Below are 16095 nucleotides of genomic sequence, written 5' to 3'. Positions count from 1 at the left end.
CCCCCGGCCCGCCCGACCGGCCACGGGGGCGGCACTGCCCTCTCCCCCATGCCCGACCCTGCGGCCGCGCCTCCGGCCGGCGCCGTTCCCGAGGCCGGCCATGTGCTCCCACGCCGGCCCGTCCCGCACCCGCGGCCCGCAAGGCAGCCGGCAAGACTCAGCCCGCCCGGCGGGCTCCCGCCCACAGGGCCGAAGGCCCTGCCCGGCCGCGCCGGACGACCCCGGCCTGCCGTACGGCCCCGCCGCCCAACCCAAGCCCCGGAAGGTGAAGCGGCCGAACCGTACGCCCGCACCGCACCGTCCGGTACGAGCCCCAAGAGCGGGGACCGCGGACATGACGGAGCTGTGCCGCGCCGCCCACGGCGTCACCAGCCCTGCCGTGGCCGCGCTCCTACTGTGACTAAGCAGGCTACTTGGCCACTCTGAGCGCCTCGGTTGGCCTGATGTTTCGGGAGGTGCCAGCTCGTTCTCGCGGGCCGCCATGCTGAGCCCAGAAGGCTGAGCAGGAAACTCAGGCAGTGGCTGGCGGGGGAGCCTCGTCGGCGTAGGGCTGGAGACTTGCCCCCTCGTCTTGCCCGATCATTTCCCGGCGCATTTGGTTCCTGGCGAGCTGGGCAATCGCTCGGCGCTCCGTCGGATCCGGTTCGCCATACCAGCGGTGGACCAGACGGTCGACGGGCTCACTCATGCACACCGACCAGCGCATGAGCGTCTCCTGGTCGCCCCGCCGTCGCCAGTCGGCCAGTGGCACTTCGTCGCGTTCGAACTCTGTCAGCAACCTGTCGTAGATCGCTTCGAGTCGTTGCTGCTTCCGCTCCTCAAGAGCAAGGCGTTCCTGGCTTTGGATTTGCAGGCGCGCCACTTCGATCGCCGTCTGCTGCTGTCGGCGGCCGGCGAAATGCGTTGCAAGGATCCCAGCGAGCCCGACAACAGCGGTGCCGCAGGAGGCGATAACGGTAGTTGGGTCCACAACAGCATCGTGAACGTTGCAGGGCTTGATCGGTAGGCACCAGCTCGGAACCAATCCGAGCAAGCATCCCCCGCGCCTCCACCAACGCTGGTACGCGCTCAGGCTCGGTGTCACAGGGCAGCAGTCTCTGCACCCAACCGACCAAGCACAACGCTCAGTGGCCAACCAGAACGCTCAGTCACACCTACGGCCGATGACCGGAGCGCGGTGTTCGCGGAGAAAATCGAACACGTGTTTCACTTGGGGTGTGAGACCACCGTTCCGTTTCCCCGAGGACCTGATCACGCTCCAAGGGGCGTGGCAGCAGACGTACGCCGAGCTCGCGCAGGCCCCCGCCGGGGCCGGTACGACCGTGCTGCGGCGCCGGCTGATCGCCCTCTCCGGGAACCTGTGCACCCACCCCTCCTGGGCGGCGTCCGCTGCCTGGCGGGCCGGCGGCGTCGAGCTGCGGCGCGCCGCCCGCACCCACACCTCCGCACCGGCGGACGGGGAGGCAGCAGCATGAGCGAGCAGACCACCACCAAGCCCCGCCCGCAGGTCGTCAGCTGGGCACCCAGCCAGACCGGCCCCTGCGCCCGGTGCCACATTCTCTGCACTACTGAGGTGTCCGTAGGCCACAACCTTGCGGATCACGTGGTCGGGTAGATCGATCAGCAGGCCGCCGGGAAGGCGCTCCGTCGGCGACGGAGGTCGCGACGGCGCGAGCCCGCGGCGGAGCCAGGGCACGTGCAGGGGTGCCGCGTCCCGTGCGATCAGTGACGGCTGGGTCGCTGCGGCCGCGCCGATGACCTTTCCGCCGGGATCGCCTTCCCGCAGATGGAGGGCGAACTGGACGATCGACCGCCGTTACGGAGACGTCGTCGACTGCTGGGCAGTGGGGACAGCGCGGGGCTGTGTCTCCTTCTCGAAGCCTTTCGCATCAGGACCATCGTTCTTAAGCCTTGTGGAAGGCCCTCGGTGTACCTCGCTTCGGCAAAGACCGGGAAGGCAGTCGGTCCTCGAAGCCAGGGGCTTCTCGTGTTCCATAGTTCCCGCGGTCAAAGGAGGGATGGAGCGTTCGGATTTCGGCAGGGAGAGATCGGCTGTCCAGGCCCCCGTCTGCCTGTCCACATCCGCGTAGGCGAAGGCGTATCGGCCTGAGGCAGACGTCCGTTTCGTCGCGACAACGACGACAGTACGGTCCTGCGCCAGATTGACCACCTTGCCCTTGACCAAAACGAAAAGACCGCTGTCAGGGGAGGCGGGATCAGACCGCGGTGCTGAGATCGAGGTGATGCCTACCACGGTCTCTTGAGTCGGGTTCGGCGGTTCCGGAAGCACCCGTTCTGACCGTTTTGCTTCGCCGCCTTCATCTTGCGGGCCGGAGAGAACTGCTACGACGATGGCGGCGGCAGCAGCGATCAGCGCGGCCCAAAGTGTCTGCCAGCGATACGCCCCAGACATCCATCGAGTCGCACGGCTGCGGGCGCCTGCTTGGGCATCGCGGTCATGACTCCTATCTCGAGCGGACTGTTCTTGGTGGCCGCCGCTTGGGCTCTCGTCTGGTGGCTCTGATGGAAGTGTGGGCATTCCATGACCATCCCGTATGAATGCGCCAAACATACCTACGCCTAAAGCGGCTGGCTGCGAACCACACTGATTGCCGCCCCGAGGCTCAGCCGCTGGGCCACCGGTATCACCACGGCAGCGAAGACGTTGCCTGCCCACGTCGCGCATCAGCTCGCATCGAGCACGGCACCCGACATCAGCCAAAGGTCGCCCTCTTCGTCACTACGCGGACGAGGGCAACTGACGCAGCCATCCATCCAACGCCGATGTGCGGAAGACATCCCATAAACGAGGACATGCGGCACCAGCAAACTGGAACACCAACGGAACACGGCGTTGGTGCAGTCAACAGACCCTCGACGTGCCGCTACGGGGTGGGGTGGGAACCCGCTCTGCACGTCCTGCCGGCAGGCCCGGCAGGAGCAGTTCGCCCGCCCCTAACCGTGACCGAACCCCCGCCACCACCTGCACCGATCACGCTGCTCCTTCCGGACAGACAGGCCATCGAGCGGGTACGGCTCTACGAGCGCCAGCAGCTCGACTCCGGCCTGTGGATGTACCGCATTGGCGTCCCCCTCTGGCAGACGGCCGCCGGGGGCGGGGTCGAGCCGGCCGAGTACGGCACGTGGGTCACCGCCGAGCAGCTGCGCCCGCTGCCCGGGGTCGACCTCGGTCGCATCCCGGCCCACCCCCGTACCCGTACCTCGGCGCCGGCCCGGTGGGCGTGGCTGCTCGACGGCCGCGCCCACGGACGCCCGGCCACCGTCCACGCCGAGGGCTGCCCGAGCGCCACCGACCGCGCGCATCCGCTGGGCACGACGCAGGCGCTCGACGCGCTCGCGCGCCCCGGCACGACGGCGTGCAACGTGTGCGACGCCGCCGAGGCACTGCTGCCGATCCTGGCCCACGGCCAGGACGACGTGCCCGCCCCCAGCGACTGATCACAGGTCAACCCTTACAAAGCGGGGAGGTCACCCTGCAGCGTCCTCAAGCGCACATCCCGGTCGTCCGGGTAGTCGGACGCCGCCCCGGAACCCCCCGTTGCTGCCGCCTACTCCCGAACGGCGCCGTCGCCACCCGGGGTGGCTACGCGTTCCCGACCAAGAGGCACTCGCCGGCGTCATGTACGTGCTGCGAACCAGCCGAACGCCAGGGTCCCGTGCAGGGCGATGGCGCCGACGTTGACTAAGGCCATCGCAAGGAAGCTTCCGCCGGAAGCTTGGGCTCTGATGCCGGACGGCGAAGCCAGTGCGCCGGCCATCCTGGTCTGCTGCCACACGAAGGCCGCGAGCAGGGTGGCGCCGGTCGCGACCGGAATGATCGCCCCCACGCCCGGGAAGTACGGATTGGCCTGAGTGAGGCCGTATACAAGGGCGCCGACCCCGCCGGAACCGAGCAGCACGCCGAGCAGGTCGAAGCGAGCGCCGATGCGGCCCGCTCGGTCGTACACCAAGACCGCTGCTCCGATCGCAGCGATCACGGCCAAGGAGATGCCAGCGAACAGGCACCAGCGCCATTCGGGGAGCGCCCAGTGTGCCCACAAGCCCAACGCCGGGCCGCTGCCCGCGATCGCCACATAGATCCCGAACGCCTTGCGGCGTTCGCTCGGATCGGTGAAGGAAAGGGACAACAGGCCCGGCACGGAGGCCGAGACCAGCGCGGCGAAGGCGCCTTGCAGGCCGCGGGCCATGACCAACGCGCCATAAGCGGTGGTGGTGCCGCCGATCGTCGCGGCCACCGCGAAGCCCACCAGGCTGATGACCAGCATCCGTTTGTGGCCCACGAGGTCCACGATGCGAGCGCCGAACGACAGAAGTCCGACAAAGGCCAGCGCGTAGACGGTGCACATCACGTGCAAGTCGTGAAGGGAGATCTGCACCCCCCGCAGAGCCCACTCATCGATGACGTCCCACCCCCTGGGCATGTTGAAGACCGCCGCATCGCTCAGCACGATCAACTGTGCCAGAGCGATTACCAGCAGGCCCCACCAACGCCCGGGAAGCGGGGCGGCCGGGTCCGTGAGGCGGGCCAGGGACGCGGGTTCGGCCCAGACACCGGGCAGCGGACCCGGGGGCGAACCGAAGGCGGGTGCGGCTCCGAAGCGCGCAGGGGCCGTTGGGGCGTGCGCGGGCGGCGGAGGCAGCAGCTGGACGGGCTGGACGCGAGGGTCCGGCCGCGCCGCGGGTTCATCAGCCGGGGTGGCGGGGGCGTAGTCCAGAACATGAGCAGCACGGCGGCCGAGTTCAGCCAGTACCGCCCCCGGTAGCCACTCTCCGGCCTGCTCAGCCGCCGTGCGCGCGGCCACCTCCTGAGGAATGGGCCGTTTGGCCGGCTCCTTGTGCAGACACTCGCGTACGAGATCGAGGAGCGAATCCGGTACGCCCGTCAGGTCCGCCTCCTCCTCGGCGATCCGGAAGAGGTGGGCGTTCAGGCCGGTCTCCGTGGCGCCAAACAGGAGGCGTCCGGTGGCGGCATAAACGAGGAGCGCTCCCAGGCAGAACACGTCTGATGCCGGGGTGAGTTCGAGGCCGCGCACCTGCTCCGGTGACATGAAGCCAGGCGAGCCGATCAGCATGCCGGTGCGGGTGTGCAGGCTGTCCCCGGCCAGGCCGTCCATCGCCCGCACAATGCCGAAATCGATGACGCGGGGGCCGTCCACGGTGATGAGGACGTTGGACGGCTTGAGGTCTCGGTGGATCAGGCCCGCCTCGTGCACGGCCCGCAAAGCGAGGGCGAGGCGGTTGGCGAGGGTACGGACCGACCGCTCGGGCAGCGGCCCGAAGCGGGCCACAACGGAGGTCAGGTCGGGTCCCGGGATGTACTGGGTTGCCACCCACGGCACGGCAGCCTCGATGTCGGCGTCCAGTACGTCGGCCGTCCAGGCTCCACCCACCCGTCGGGCTGCGGCGACTTCGCGGGCAAACCGCCTGCGGAAGTCGGGATGCTGGGCGTGCTCGGCTTGGACAACCTTGACGGCGACGGTACGTCCTATGTCGGAGCGGCCCAGGTAGACCAGGCCCATCCCGCCCGCGCCGAGGCGGCCGATGAGACGGTATGGGCCGATGTGTGCGGGGTCCTGCTCCGTCAGTTGTTCCACCGTTGAGCCTCAGCCCTTCAGGTTCCGGCACAGGACCCTGAACGTTGCCCCGTCGTACGTGGCGGCGAACGCGTTCGGTGGCGCTGAGAGGAGTCCTTCGTGGCCCATGTGGTAATCCCCCTAGACAGGCTGCGAAGACCCCAAGGTAGGGCAACTGTCCAAGCTGACGGTATGGATTGCCGAGAAGCAGGTCCGCATCGGCGCAAGATCCTCCCACAGAAGTCCGGGGGAACAATGCGGAGCGCCATCGGAACAGGCCGCCGATGCGCGGCGGTTCACCGGAGACTCCACCCGTTGACGGCCGCGAAGGCCTCCGGGGCCCTGCTCCAAGGGCAGCGAGCGGGCTCCCACCCAGGATCAGAGATGGGCACTCAGACAGTCGGGGACGCGGTGTAGTCGTGGCGTTGGTAGCCGCGTCCGTCGCCGTGCCAGTCCAGGAACAGCACCGAATCGCCGAGCGCGGCCGCGCCGGCCCGGTGGCTGATGGTCGCGGTCCGGTAGGGGCCGGTGCGCACCCCGCTGGAGGTGCTGTCCTCCAGCCGCGCCTCGAGCTGGGGAAAGTCTCGCTCGGCCACCACGGGGTCGGTGCCCTCGCGGGATTGTTTGATCTGCACCCGCAGCTTGGCCCCGTCGAAAATCGTCGGGTCGTCCACGGGGTAGAAGCTCGCCCCATCCCAGCGCACTTCGGCGTACGCGTACACGGTGCCCCCGGACCGGGCCGCGCACGTCCGCACCGTCACCTTCCAGTTGTCCGGCCACGGACCGTCATAGCTCGTGTCGTCAATGTCCTTCGTGCTGCTGGCGCACTTGTAGGCCGGGGCAGCCGTAGCAACGGCGGGGACCGCTACCGCTGCCGCAGCCAGCACCGCCCCCACCGCATAGATCGTCCTTCGCATGACCGCTCAACCGGGCCTTCGATCGAAAGGTCACCAGGCCGGGTAGGGCTGGCATCCCCGATACAAACGTTCGTACCGGGGATGCTGCGCATTACCGCCGTGCGGTGAACCACATTAGGAGCACACTTACCGCACCGCTCCCGAGACTGTACGAAGCCCCTCGGATGAGCTGGCGTTGGACAATACGTCCATGCACATCGCGCCATTTGCGCAGGTGGGCCTTTGCCCTCCCCCTCCGCGTGTCCAGGGTGGCGCTGCTACTCTCTTCCATAGGTTCCCTTTCTCACTATTGGGGTGCCGCGCAAGGAGCCCTCCCGACCAGTGGCCTGGTAACCGTTGTCGGGGTCGAGGGCTCCTTTTGCGTTGTCAGGAGTGTATCGGTGCAGCGCTACAACGACCGCGGGTGCCAGCTGACTTGAAACGACACGAGCCGACCGGAAGCGCGTCGAAGTTCATCTGGACGTAGCCAAACAGCGCGAGAGCGTAGCGATAACGCATCCTGGCGTAGCCAGAATGCACCGCCGTGATTTGCATCACTCTTCCCTCGGTTTGGCGATCACTTGTCTCAATGCGGCCTGAATTCCTTTCCTCGCCAACTATGGCAGGCCGAACGAACAGGCCGGAGATTACGCCTGGCTCCAGCGGCTGAAAATAGAAAAGGCCAGGTCACTCGGGGGATACACGCGAAGGATTGACTAACTTTGACTAAGATCCGCAAGGATCAGCAAGGATTGGCAAGGATTGAGTACGGTCAGATTGGCTGAAAGTCGTCGTCGCTCTACCGAGGGCGCGCCCCAGGCCCGGATTCCTGGGCTCACCGTCAGGTCGAGGACACCGCGCTGGCATCCTGCAAGACGTCCCGGCGCCGGTCGTCCTCGCCGAGGATCGCGAGCATGTCCGCCAACGGACCCGCGAGGTCAGCGGCGGCCTCCCGATCCTCGCTCCTGAGCCGGTGCCAACAGGCATGCGCGTTGCGGGCCGTACGGATCGTGTCGGCCTCGGGGCGGTACCCGGCGGCCTGGCAGCGCAGGGCGGTCGTGATGAGCAGCTCCGTGGTCCCGTACGAGTCGGTGCGCTGGCAGAGGGTGAGCCAGGCCCGGGCGGTCAACACGGTGATGGTGGCGGCGTCCTCGCCGAACCAGCCGGCCAGGGCGGTCTCCAGCTTGTAGGCGAGGGCGACCGCGGTGGGCAGGTCCCCTTCCGCGTGCGCGGCCCACACGGCCGCCCACATCTCCCGGTACGCGTCGGATTCGAGGAGCGCGGGCACCCGGTGCCGGGGGGAGCCGTGGCGACAGCAGGGGTCGGGGGCGCGGGTGGTGTACGGCGTCCTTGCACGGGGGCGGGTGCTGCGGGGTGCTCGGCGGCGTCGAGCACGGTTCCGTCCGGGCAAACGATCATGTTCCAGGGGGTGGGGCAAGCCTACTCGACAGCGCGGGGCGCGCACGGGTCGCCCCGGAGGGGCCGCCCGACGCGACGCCGACGATTCCACTCCCGCTGTCATCGCGGACGGGACGGTCGACGGCGCAACGGGCAACGACAAGATCATTGTTCGAGGGGCTACAGCGTCTTGAGGTGTGTCGGACCAGCGGGACTCCCAGGGACAGCGGGGTGCCGCGGTGACGCTGGAACCCCGCCACAGTCGTCCGTGCTGTCCCCTGGGCCAGAACTCTGCCTGGTCAGGCTGCTCGGGCGACGGCCGGGCCGAAGACATTGTCGAAGGCGTGGGCGCGGTGGGTGCTGACCAGGTGGTAGGCGCCGCTTGAGTGGCGCAGGGCGTGGTCGGTGTAGTGGAGGACTTCGGCGGGGGTGAGGACTTTAAGGTCGCCGAAGACGTAGTAGAGCGGGGTCGGGGCGTGGATGGCGGTGAAGTGCAGGCCGGCGTTGATGGTGGTGGTGCTGATCGAGTAGCGGCTGGTGGTGGTGCTGGGCATGTGGTCTTTGGCGTCGATGGTGACGATGTCGGTGCCGCGGGCGGCGATCAGGTCGGGGAATTGCCGCAGGGCGGAGCGGGTCCGGCGCAGGGCTTCGCGGACAGCTGGCGGGTAGGTGCCCTGTCCGCAGGGGTGGACGGTCCAGCCTCTGGCGCGCAGTGCGGTGGCGACTCGCTGTTCATGCAGGTCTCCGACGGCCTTGCGGTCCTGCCATTGCGTCACAGTGGTTCCCCCTCCGACGAGTTCCGCATGCGTGATACGAACTGCCTTCTTTTCGTATTCCCTCATCTCTGGCTATGATGCCTCACATGGCGGCATACGTTGACCCACGCTTTCGTCCCACGCTGTGGCCCGGAACACCCGTTCCCGCACCGCAGTTGAGCCCCCTCACCGACGCGCGGACCGACGGCGAGTGGATCGTCTGGAGCCCCCGGCTCCGCTCCCCCGGCGACGGCACGGTGTCGCTGCCCGAGGACTTCTACCTGCGCGAATTCATGGAACTCGACCCCGCCGATCTCGACGCGGTCGCCGCCATGATGCGCGCCTACGGTCACCTGGGAGGCCGAGTAGGGTCGTTGAGCCTCGACGTGGAGGAACATGAGTACTTCACCAAGCTGGCGGACAGCCTCCACCCCGAGCGCGGCCCGTTCGCCCTTCACGGCGAGCTAGCGACGCTGTTCGTCTCCGAGGCCCAGGACGCCATCGCCACCTGGCTGGCTCTGCGCCACGAGGGCGGACTGGACACACTCGTCGAAGCCGAGGCCACCGAAGAAGAGCTCACCCAGTGGCAGGCCGCCAACAGCGACAAGGCGGAGACATGGCCGCGCGACCTGGACCACATGCGCGAGGAGCTGCTGGCGCTGAAGGTCAGCGACCTGGCCAGCACCCTCAACGCGGCCCTGGAACCCTTCAGCATCGGCATCGGCGGCCTCGAGGACCGCTACCCCACGCTCCTGGCCGTGGCGTTCCTCCAGCTGTACAACCACCTCGCCGAGAACGCCACCATCCGCGAATGCGCCAACGAGACCTGCCGGCGGGCCTTCGTCCGCCAACGCGGCCGCGCCGAGTACGGACAGAACCGTACCTCTGGGGTCAAGTACTGCACCCGCGAATGCGCCCGTGCCCAAGCACAACGCGAACACCGCCGGCGCCGCAAGGCCGCCGTCGACCCGCCCTCGCTGTAGCCCCACCATCGTGTAGGCCCGCGTTCCGCGAGAGGAGACCCGAACGATTGAGGGCGTCGGCCTGCCACCGCCCACCGACAACAACACCGGGCCGACGAACCTCACCTCCGTGATGGTCAGCCTGAGAATGATGTGGTTATTCGTCACTCGTGTCAGCACCAGTTCGTCACGGCCTGTCACGTCGGGCAGGCGCGGCCCACGGGTCGTCGGCTGGTACCCGGGCGCCGGCCGCGGGGCCGGCTGCTGGTGCGGGAGCAGCGGCGGGCGCGGCCGAGGCAGTCACCGCCCAGGCGGGGGTGTTGGCGGCGGCCGCGGTGACGGCAACGACGGCCCGGTCCACACCTAGCCCGGCCCCGGTGGGCGCCGGTCAGGATCCAGGCCACGTCAATGCCCTGGGCGTCGAACCTGCCCATCGCAGCCGCGATCTCCGGCCACGCCGGGGAGGCGAGGATCGCGTCGCGGACCAAGCCCTCGGGCATCGTCGTCTTCAGCAGGTCCGCCCACCGGTCGGTGCCTCCACCTTGATGCGCGCCATGTTCACGGTGACGACCTGATGGCCCCGGCGGTCATCCGGCCCACCTGCGGCAGGAACACCGCCACGTCGACACCGGCCGCTTGCAACCCAACGAGCTGGCGGGCCATCTGCGGCCAGTCCGCGCCCTGCATCAGCACGGCCCAGGACGTCGTCGCCGAGTTGGTCGCCCAGCTGCTCCGCCGACCAATCCGGGGCCATCGCCTCAGCTGCAATCGAGGGCGAAGGCAAGAGGGACGGGGCCAGCCCGAGCCACTCTCGGATTCAGACCTCGTGGGGGCACAGCTCAGACCGTGTCCATACGGCCTAGTCCGGGATGCGGCACGTGCCAAGGTTGAGGACGCTGGCTGAGACCCCGCGTGGGTCCGTCCATCACCAGCGATCGAATCCGCCGGTACCTAGGATCTCGATCCCCTTCACGGCTATGAGCCTTCCCACCTTGCCCGGTGCGGTGGCACCGGCGCACCGAGGCCTCAACGCCGGCGTCAGCCGAAACGAGCCGCCCGTGGCGGCGGAGACAGCACCGAATCCGACGGTGCCCTGCTCGTCGCCGACGACCAGGCCAAGCGAGGAGAAATTATGGCAGCTCTGGCTCGGATTCCGTTGGACGGTGGAGGCTACGTTCTGATCGAGGCTCCGGCCAGGCCGGACGGGCCGGTGAAGGCCGGACGCGTCAGCGATGCCATCCGTGACCTGCCGGGGAGCCTGCAAGAGGCCCTGGAGCCGGTCACCGAGGCAGCGCGCTCCACGCTCGAACAGCTGCGCAAGGCCGGGCCGGACGAGATCGCGGTGGAGTTCGGAGTCGACCTCGCGGTCGAGGCCGGGGCTGTGATCACTAAGACCGGAGCCCACTGCCATCTGAAGGTGACGGTCAAGTGGAAGCGCAACGGCTTCGACCAATCGCCTTCCATCGAGAGGACTGGCTGATCCAATGGCCGGCGACGCGACGTCGGGACTGCCTCCGGCGGTGGCTCAGATACTGGGGCCGGAAGGGGAGGTCGCGGGGGCGGGTTTCCTGGTGGCCGAGGGACTCCTGGTCACCTGCGCCCACGTCGTACGCGGGGCCGGATCCGGACCCGGCGGAAGCGTTCGGTTGGCTTTCCCCCACGCAGCCGGCGCACCCCAAGTCGAGGGGCAGGTCCTAGACGGCCCGTGGCGGGCACCTGAGGGCGAGGACGTGGCCATCATCCGTCTGAGCGACGCCCCGGCGGGAATAGCCCCGCTTCCGCTGGGCTCAGCTTCGGGTTGCCGCGGTCATGAGGTGCGTTCGTTCGGGTTCCCCGCCCAGGCCCCGCCGGACGGGCACTTCGGCTTCGGTGTGGCCGGCGATCTGCTGCCAACCGCTACGAGCAGGGGCACACACCTGCAGCTGACCGCCGCCAACGACCTCACCACCGGGTTCAGCGGCGGGCCGGTCCTCGACGAGGTGACCGGACTGGTCATCGGCATGCTGACCGAGATCACCGCTCCCGACGAGCACGAACGGGGACAGGGGATCGCCTACGTCACACCCACCCAGGTACTGCGGGAGATCTGGCCGGACCTGGCCGAACAGAACGTGTGCCCCTACCGGGGGCTGGAAACATTCACCGCAGAGCACGCCCGATGGTTCCAAGGCCGACAAGAGGCGGTACGACAGGTCGTCGCGAACTTGGCACAGCAGTGCCGGCTGACCTTGCTCCTCGGACCTTCCGGCTCCGGCAAGTCATCGCTGATCCAGGCCGGGGTGTTGCGGGTCCTGACCGAGGGAGAGTTGCCGGGAAGTGACCGGTGGCTGGTGATGCTCGCCCGGCCAAGGCAGGACCTGCCGGCCGAGCTCGAGCGCGCTGGCCTGGACGGTGCCGCCACCGACGGAATCGCCGCAGCTGTCACCCGCAGGCTCACGGCCGAGCCCACCCATCAACGCCTTGTGCTGATCATCGACCAGTTCGAAGAGCTCTTCACGCAGTCCGCTACCGGCTTGGCGGTTGCGGACCAGATCGCCACGGCGGTCACTTCAAACGCCGAGCTCCACATAGTCCTGGTCATGCGGGACGACTTCTACCCGCAGCTGGCCGCCCTGGCACCCCGGCTGCTGGAAGCCGCCATGCCAGGACTCCTCAACGTGCCGGGCAACCTGAGCCGTCAGGACCTTTGCGACATCATCACCCTGCCCGCCCAGGACGTGGGACTCCACTTTCAGGCCGGGCTGCCGGAGCAGATCATCTCCGATGTCCTGGCCGCCGCCCCCAAGGGCGCCGCAACACGCCAGGCCCCTGTCACGGTGCTGCCGCTGCTGGAGTTGACGCTCAGCCAGCTCTGGCAGCGACGCCACGACGGATACCTCACCCACCAGGCCTACCAACGCGTCGGAGGAGTCACCGGGAGCCTCACCACTTGGTGCGACACCGCACTCAACCAGCTGCCAGCCAGCCAGCGACCCATCGCGCAGCGCATCCTGTCCTCCCTCGTACGCCCCGCGGACCCCAGCCACGGCATACCCGCAACTCGCGCGCAGATCCCCCTCGACGAACTGCGCGAACTGGCAGCCAACCCCGACGGACCTGGGAGCGACGCGGGCGCCGACGAGGTCATCGCCGCCCTCACACACCACCGGATCATCACCACTCAAACGCTCCGAAACCCTGAACACCCCAACGCGTCTTCCGGGCCGCCGGTCGCCGAACTGATCCATGACGCTCTCATCCGCGACTGGGGCACCCTGCGCAACTGGGTAAGCCAGGACCACCGATTCCAGGTCTGGCTCGACCGCGCCCGAGTACAGAGCGCCCGCTTTCATACCGACCATGACCCAGGAGACCTGCTCGGGGGAACGGCACTCGCAGAAGGTCTCGAATGGGCGCAGCAACGCCGTCTGCCACGCGACATCATGGCTTTCCTCACCGCCAGCAAACAACGTCAACAGGCTGCCGCCCGCCGCAGCCGACGCCTCAACACGGTCTTGGCCACACTTCTCGCCCTTGCGCTCGTCGCCACAGGTATTGCCGTCTGGCAGTGGCAGACGGCAGACGCGCGCCAGCAAGCGGCACGGTCCCGGCAGCTCGCGAACCAATCCAGCACTCTCCTGGGCTCAAACCGCGAACTCGCCTCGCTGCTGGCGATCCAGGCATTCCGCACCAGTGAGACTGACGAAGCGGCAGCCAGCCTGCAAACCGTCGCGGCCCTACCGGGATATCAGCGTTTCCTCGGTCACACCGCGGCGGTGAAGGCGGTGGCCTTCAGCCCAGACGGAAAAACCCTAGCAACCGGCAGCTACGACGGGACGGCACGGCTATGGGAAATGCCTACAGGCAGCCACCCCAAGGCGCTGAAAGGACACACCGATGTGGCGACCTCGGTGACATCGGTGGCTTTCAGTCCCGACGGGAAAACCCTAGCAACCGGCATCAGTAACGGGAGCATCCTGCTGTGGAATGTGACATCTGGCACGCTCGCCAAGGAACTGAAAGGGCACACCGACGTGGTGAACTCAGTGACTTTCAGCCCCGACGGAAAAATCCTTGCCAGTGGCAGCAACGACACCACCATACGGGTGTGGAACATGCCCTCCCGCACCTACCTCTACTCACTGACGGGGCACACCGACGTGGTGAACTCGGTGACTTTCAGCCCCGACGGAAAAATCCTTGCCAGTGGCAGCAACGACACCACCATACGGGTGTGGAACATGCCCTCCCGCACCTGCCTCTACTCACTGACGGGGGAAACTGGATCGGTGCATTCGGTGGCCTTCGATCCCGATGGTAAAATCCTTGCCAGCGGCACCGCAGATTCCCTGATCGTTCTATGGAATATGCCCTCTGGAACCTACCGCAAAGTGCTGAAGACGGACTCTGATGAGGTTGTCTCGGTGGCATTTAGTCCGGACGGCAAATCTCTCGCCAGCGGTAATACGGAGCACACTGCACTCCTGTGGGACGTGGAAACCGGCGCAATCCGCATGACCCTGCTCGGACACAATGACTGGGTGTTCGCAGTGGCGTTCAGCTCCGACAGAAAGACCCTTGCAACGGGCAGCCGCGACCAGACGTTCCGACTGTGGGACGTATCCACGAAAGCGACCCACTCGATGCTGACGGGGCACACCAATTCGGTGAATTCGGTGGCATTCAGCCCCGATGGGAAAACTGTCGCCACCGGCAGCTTCGACAAGACCGTGCGACTATGGAATGCAGACAGCGGAAATCTCATCAAAGCCCTCAAAGGGCACACCGAAGACTTGGCGGCTGTGGCATTCAGTCCAGACGGCCACACCCTCGCCAGTGGAGGTGTCGACGGCGAAGTGAGACTGTGGGACATTCCCACTAGAAGCCTCCGAAAGACCTTGCCGGAACTTACGTCCGTGTATTCGCTAGCATTCAGCCGCCCGGACGGAAACACTCTGGCCATTGGAACCAAGAGCGCGAGAGTGTTCCTGTGGGATATACAGGACATGTCCGCTAAGGAGTTCCGCAGAAAACCGCTGGAAGGTCATTCCGACATTGTCTATTCGGTGGCATTTAGCCCGGATGGGCGCACTCTCGCCTCGGGCAGCGCCGACGGGAACGTGCGATTGTGGGATATGCCATCCGGAACTCGCCGAGACTTGAAAAAGGAGCACACCAACCAAGTCCATTCGGTGGCCTTCAGCCCGGATGGTCGCACCCTCGCAACCGGCAGCATCGACCGCACCGTGAAGTTGTGGAAAATGGCCACTGGCGAGCTACAGAAGACCTTTATTGGTCACACCGACATGGTGCATTCAGTGGCGTTCAGCCCCGACGGACGAACCCTCGCAAGCAGCAGCTACGACGGGACAGCACGGCTATGGAATTTGACCACCGGCGCACCCCGCGTAACCCTGATCGGACACTCAGGTGCTGTCCGCGCGGTGGCATTCCACCCCAAACTTGACAAACAAATCCTAGCTACCGGGAGCAACGACCAAACCGCACGACTGTGGGATGTAGGCCCCCTCAATCCCAAGGAGGCGATCAAAAAGGTCTGCCAGACCGTCAACCGTGACCTCTCGCAATCGGAGCGGACCGCCTACCTGCCAGGTCAATCAGTCGACCATGTATGCCCCGCCAGATAGAGCAACGCGCCGCCCCGGTATTGGCCGACGTAAGTCGGGGGCGATGACGAGGTTCACGGTCAGGTCGAAGCTGTCGAACCCTGCGGCCATACGGACGATGGGACGCTCGAAGTCGATGTACCAGTTCCGCAGCCAGCTCCCCGCCCCGTCGTCTCCTCCTTCGCCCCGGCCGACGTGTCCGGCGCTGGGCAGCCAGCCCATCGCCGATCGAGTGCCTGGGCAGGTCGTTCTGGTCGGGGAGGTTGTCGTCGGGGTTGCGTAGTCACTGCCGGTAAGTGCGTGTGTCTCCGGGCTGGGTGACCAGCCGGGGCGTTGGGATGCAGCGCCACCCGACTCCTAGGACCAGCGGCTCCCGCTCCAAAAACGCCTCGAATTCGACGGCGAGCCGCCGCGCGAGCGCGGACTGCGCCCAACGTCCGCGTCCACCGCACCCCGGACTCAGCTCCTATATCGACCGCCAACTGCTGCCTCGCGTCCGGATCCGACGCCGGCTCCTTCGGTGCTTTGCCTGCTACCACGGGGCACGCTCCTTCGCCGAGGGCCACGACACCTGCGCGGGAGCGGCCACCACGCACACCGTGACGGCCGCCGCCGAGGAGGCCACCTCCAGCCGCGCCGCGGCCGGGCCGGCAACCTCGCCCCGTACTGCCGTCATCATTCCACCGATACCTGGGCATAGTCCCGATCGCCCAGCGCGAGGAGCCGGCGCCCCATGGCGAGGGCCGCTGCCGGGTCGGACGTGCGGAAGACGGGATAGGAGGCGCCGGTCGTGGAGTCCTGCTTGACCTTCAGTACGCCAGCGGCGGACCCATTTGTGGGCTGTGGGCCTCGATATGCCCATCTCGGCAGCGACGTGCGCGACT

Annotated in this window: 11 protein-coding genes and 1 pseudogene; 5 read left to right on the top strand and 7 right to left on the bottom strand. The window is 67.3% G+C overall.

What is annotated here, in order from left to right:
- Window positions 1-511: 511 nt before the first annotated feature.
- Complete coding sequence (locus PV721_RS31820) at window positions 512-970, bottom strand: hypothetical protein (protein WP_319730442.1); 459 nt, start codon at window positions 968-970, stop codon at window positions 512-514.
- 247 nt (window positions 971-1217) lie between these two features.
- Between PV721_RS31820 and PV721_RS31815 the strand changes: the two genes are divergently transcribed.
- Window positions 1218-1475 carry a hypothetical protein gene (locus PV721_RS31815; protein ID WP_319730441.1) on the top strand — a complete coding sequence of 86 codons (258 nt, stop codon included), beginning with the start codon at window positions 1218-1220 and terminating at the stop codon, window positions 1473-1475.
- 1486 nt (window positions 1476-2961) lie between these two features.
- A complete protein-coding gene (locus tag PV721_RS31810; protein WP_319730440.1) occupies window positions 2962-3459 on the top strand; it encodes a DUF6233 domain-containing protein in 498 nt (165 codons plus the stop codon).
- Between the two features lie 179 nt (window positions 3460-3638).
- Here the strand turns inward: PV721_RS31810 and PV721_RS31800 are convergent, their stop codons facing one another.
- The 4 genes from PV721_RS31800 to PV721_RS31785 all read right to left on the bottom strand — a co-directional run bounded on the left by PV721_RS31800 (window position 3639) and on the right by PV721_RS31785 (window position 8664).
- Window positions 3639-5615, bottom strand: coding sequence for a bifunctional serine/threonine protein kinase/MFS transporter (locus PV721_RS31800; RefSeq protein WP_319730438.1), 1977 nt, complete (start codon window positions 5613-5615; stop codon window positions 3639-3641).
- A gap of 371 nt (window positions 5616-5986) precedes the next feature.
- Window positions 5987-6511, bottom strand: coding sequence for a hypothetical protein (locus PV721_RS31795; protein WP_319730435.1), 525 nt, complete (start codon window positions 6509-6511; stop codon window positions 5987-5989).
- An 820-nt stretch (window positions 6512-7331) separates the two neighbouring features.
- Window positions 7332-7778 (bottom strand): hypothetical protein, encoded by a 447-nt coding sequence (locus PV721_RS31790; protein WP_319730432.1) that lies wholly within the window; start codon window positions 7776-7778, stop codon window positions 7332-7334.
- Window positions 7779-8187: 409 nt separating this feature from the next.
- Entirely contained in the window at window positions 8188-8664 is a 477-nt protein-coding gene (locus tag PV721_RS31785; RefSeq protein ID WP_319730430.1) for a hypothetical protein, read from the bottom strand.
- A gap of 86 nt (window positions 8665-8750) precedes the next feature.
- Between PV721_RS31785 and PV721_RS31780 the strand changes: the two genes are divergently transcribed.
- The 3 genes from PV721_RS31780 (at window position 8751) to PV721_RS31770 (ending at window position 15232) form a co-directional block, all read left to right on the top strand.
- A complete protein-coding gene (locus PV721_RS31780; protein WP_319730427.1) occupies window positions 8751-9626 on the top strand; it encodes a CGNR zinc finger domain-containing protein in 876 nt (291 codons plus the stop codon).
- Between the two features lie 1111 nt (window positions 9627-10737).
- Window positions 10738-11085: a CU044_2847 family protein gene (locus PV721_RS31775; protein ID WP_319730425.1), complete on the top strand. Its 348-nt coding sequence runs from the start codon at window positions 10738-10740 to the stop codon at window positions 11083-11085.
- Window positions 11086-11089: 4 nt separating this feature from the next.
- The gene (locus PV721_RS31770; protein WP_319730422.1) at window positions 11090-15232 is read left to right on the top strand and encodes a trypsin-like peptidase domain-containing protein; all 4143 of its coding nucleotides are present in this window, start codon (window positions 11090-11092) and stop codon (window positions 15230-15232) included.
- A 511-nt stretch (window positions 15233-15743) separates the two neighbouring features.
- Here PV721_RS31770 and PV721_RS31765 read toward each other — a convergent pair.
- Together PV721_RS31765 and PV721_RS31760 are read right to left on the bottom strand one after the other, a co-directional pair.
- Window positions 15744-15890, bottom strand: coding sequence for a hypothetical protein (locus PV721_RS31765; protein ID WP_319730444.1), 147 nt, complete (start codon window positions 15888-15890; stop codon window positions 15744-15746).
- A 105-nt stretch (window positions 15891-15995) separates the two neighbouring features.
- A pseudogene (locus PV721_RS31760) lies at window positions 15996-16095 on the bottom strand (helix-turn-helix domain-containing protein); the annotation flags it as partial.

Origin of the sequence: Streptomyces sp. MB09-01, assembly GCF_033794505.1 — a bacterium.
Taxonomy (GTDB): Bacteria; Actinomycetota; Actinomycetes; order Streptomycetales; family Streptomycetaceae; genus Streptomyces.
This window is presented reverse-complemented; position numbering and strand designations above follow the sequence as displayed.

Coding starts and splice junctions, on each gene's coding strand:
- PV721_RS31770 (WP_319730422.1), top strand. CDS start 11,090: ATGGCCGGCGACGCGACGTCGGGACTGCCTCCGGCGGTGGCTCAGATA.
- PV721_RS31795 (WP_319730435.1), bottom strand. CDS start 6,511: ATGCGAAGGACGATCTATGCGGTGGGGGCGGTGCTGGCTGCGGCAGCG.
- PV721_RS31775 (WP_319730425.1), top strand. CDS start 10,738: ATGGCAGCTCTGGCTCGGATTCCGTTGGACGGTGGAGGCTACGTTCTG.
- PV721_RS31765 (WP_319730444.1), bottom strand. CDS start 15,890: ATGATGACGGCAGTACGGGGCGAGGTTGCCGGCCCGGCCGCGGCGCGG.
- PV721_RS31780 (WP_319730427.1), top strand. CDS start 8,751: ATGGCGGCATACGTTGACCCACGCTTTCGTCCCACGCTGTGGCCCGGA.